Source organism: Cobetia sp. (genome assembly GCF_983723665.1).
Window position 1 is genome coordinate 1 of sequence record NZ_CFDJES010000250.1, and the last position, 2577, is coordinate 2577.

Here is a 2577-nt window from a genome sequence, read left to right on the forward strand (position 1 = left end):
CTCAAGGGTGATGATGCCTACGAAGGCACCTTGTTCCGCGAGCGTGACGACAACTATCTCGGAGATATCGTGCATGCCTCGCCGGCGATCGTCGGGCCGCCTTCGGCCAGCTATCGCAATGACATGGAAGTGTCTTCGTACCGCTCCTTCAAGACGCTGTATGAGGAGCGCCAGAACATGATCTACATCGGTGCCAACGACGGCATGCTGCACGCCATCGACATGGAGACCGGTGAAGAGAAGTTCGCCTACATGCCGTATGCCGCCTTCAGCATCGAGAGCGGGCGCGGTATTCGCCAGCTCGCTGATCAGAACTATGTGCACCAGTACTATGTCGATGCCACTCCGGTCGCGCGTGACGTGCATGTCCAGTTGGGGGATGAGGATGCGCCCGGTTGGCACTCGGTCCTGCTGGGTGGGCTGGGCGCTGGTGGCAAGGCGGTCTACATGCTGGATATCACCGATCCTGAAGGCTTCGAGTCATTGGGTGAATCCGACGGCACCTCGCCGGCCGAGATCGTGCAGTGGGAATTCACGCACGAGGACCTCGGCTATACCTTCAGCGATATTCAGGTAGCGCGTCTGGATGACGGCAAGTGGTATGCCATCTTCGGCAATGGCTACAACGCCGACAGCGATGGGCGTGCCAAGTTGTTCATCGTGGACCTGGAAGACCCCGACAACTATGCGCTGCTGGATTCTCAACAGGGCAGCAATGCCGGTGGATCGTGCACCTCTGGCAGCAGTGACTGCAATGGCATGTCGAGCCCTGAGCTGGCCGACGTCGATGCCGATGGCATCACCGACTGGGTCTATGCCGGCGATCTGCATGGCAATGTCTGGGTGTTCGACATGCGCGAGTTCTCGCTGAGCAACATCGGCAGCAGCGAAATGTCGCGTCTGTTCCAGTCATGTGCCGTTGCCTTGAACAGCACGTCATCGACCTGTCCGGCAGCTTCCCGACAGCCCATCACATCGCGGGTAGCCGTGGCACGCAGCGGTGTCTTCAACAGCACCGTCGATACGCCGTACCTGAATGTGTACTGGGGCACCGGGCAATTGCTGACGCTGCAGGATGCGGTCGATACCTCGACGCAATCCTTCTACAGCGTGCTGCATACCGGGTCTTCGACTCGCCGTCATCATGGCCAGCTGGAAAAGCAGAGCTTCTCCAATATCAGCGGCGTGAGTGACGCGCGGACGGTCACGGGGGTAGGCGTCGATTATTCCAATCAGAACAACAATGGTATGCAGTACGGCTGGTACCTGGAGCTACCGGACTCCGGTGAGCGTCTGGTGACCATCCCGGCTGTCCGTGGTGATCTGATTGTCTTCAATACCACCATCCCGGGCTCCAATGGCCCCTGTACTGGCGGTGCCAGTGGTTGGCTGAATGCGCTCAGCTTGCGCAACGGCCTGCAGCCGGTACGCAGTTACAACAATGTGCAGCAGGTCTTTGATTACAACGATGATGGCGAGGTCAACGCGAGCGACAACGTCAATAATCAGGTCGTACTCTCGATCAAGACAGAAGGCGAGCCCACCTCACCGAAATTCCTGGGTGATACCCAGTATGTCGGTCAGGGTGGCACCAATCAGGTGGTCGAAATGGCCATGGACTTCGGGATCGATGGGCTGGAAGGCCGTAGTGCCTGGTATCAGCTGCGCTAGGAGAGAGACCATGAAGACATCACGACTCAAGCTGACTGGTAGTGGACTGATGCTGGCGGCGGGCTTGCTCTTCACGAGCTGGGGCTCCCAGGCCCTGGCGGAAGATGCCCCAATTCCGCTGGTCATGGAGCAGAGCGTCACCGGCGTCATCGACGAGCGAGAGGGGGATCAGCTGCTCGTCGACGACATGGGGTTCGTGCTTCAGCCGGATAGCCGGATACTCAATCGCAATGGGCGCGAGCTGAAGGCCTTCCACCTCACGCCGGGGCAGGAGGTCGAGGTGCGCTTCGACCCACGTGGTGAGCCGAAGCAGGTCATCGACATCACGCTGCTGCGTCGGGGGCGCTGATGATCAGGCGAACAGGGGGGGGGCGGGCACAAGGCGGCTTCGGTCTGCTGGAACTCATGATTGCCGTGGCCATCATCGGCATTCTGGCGGCGATCGCCTATCCCAGCTACCAGGATCAGGTGGAGCGTTCACGTCGCACCGACGCCACCACCGCCTTGCTGGCACTGGCCCAGACCCAGGAGCGCATCATGGCAACCTGCGGTGAATACGCGACGGCCAGCGTGACAGCGGCGACCAGCTGTGGAGATGCGCTTGGAGGCGGTGGCGGTGGTATCGGGCTGGGCCAGGCAGATGCCGTCAGCGAGGAAGGCTTCTACAACCTGGCCGTCGCAGGGGATGCAGACAGCTATACCCTGACTGCCACTGCTACCGGCAGTCAGGCCAATGATGAGGACTGCGCCACCTTTACGCTCACGGAGTTGGGAGTGAAGGGAGCGGCAGTTCTTGAGGACTCGGAAGATACCGATAGCAGTGATTGTTGGTAGGCACTGACAGCCGACATTGCATGGCAAGCGCCTGAAGCCTCGATCTACGATGATCGGGGCTTTTTTTGTCTG

The 2577-nt window shown here is 60.0% G+C and carries 3 protein-coding genes; all 3 read left to right on the forward strand.

All coding sequences use genetic code 11. From position 1 onward, the window contains the following. Positions 1-1671 (forward strand): pilus assembly protein (locus AC4FAH_RS14475; RefSeq protein WP_490246306.1); only part of this gene is annotated, 1671 nt, incomplete at its 5' end. Between the two features lie 10 nt (positions 1672-1681). Beyond that, positions 1682-2020 (forward strand): hypothetical protein, encoded by a 339-nt coding sequence (locus tag AC4FAH_RS14480; RefSeq protein WP_043335952.1) that lies wholly within the window; start codon positions 1682-1684, stop codon positions 2018-2020. 56 nt (positions 2021-2076) lie between these two features. Beyond that, a complete protein-coding gene (locus AC4FAH_RS14485) occupies positions 2077-2505 on the forward strand; it encodes a type IV pilin protein (protein WP_054556933.1) in 429 nt (142 codons plus the stop codon). Positions 2506-2577 lie beyond the last annotated feature (72 nt).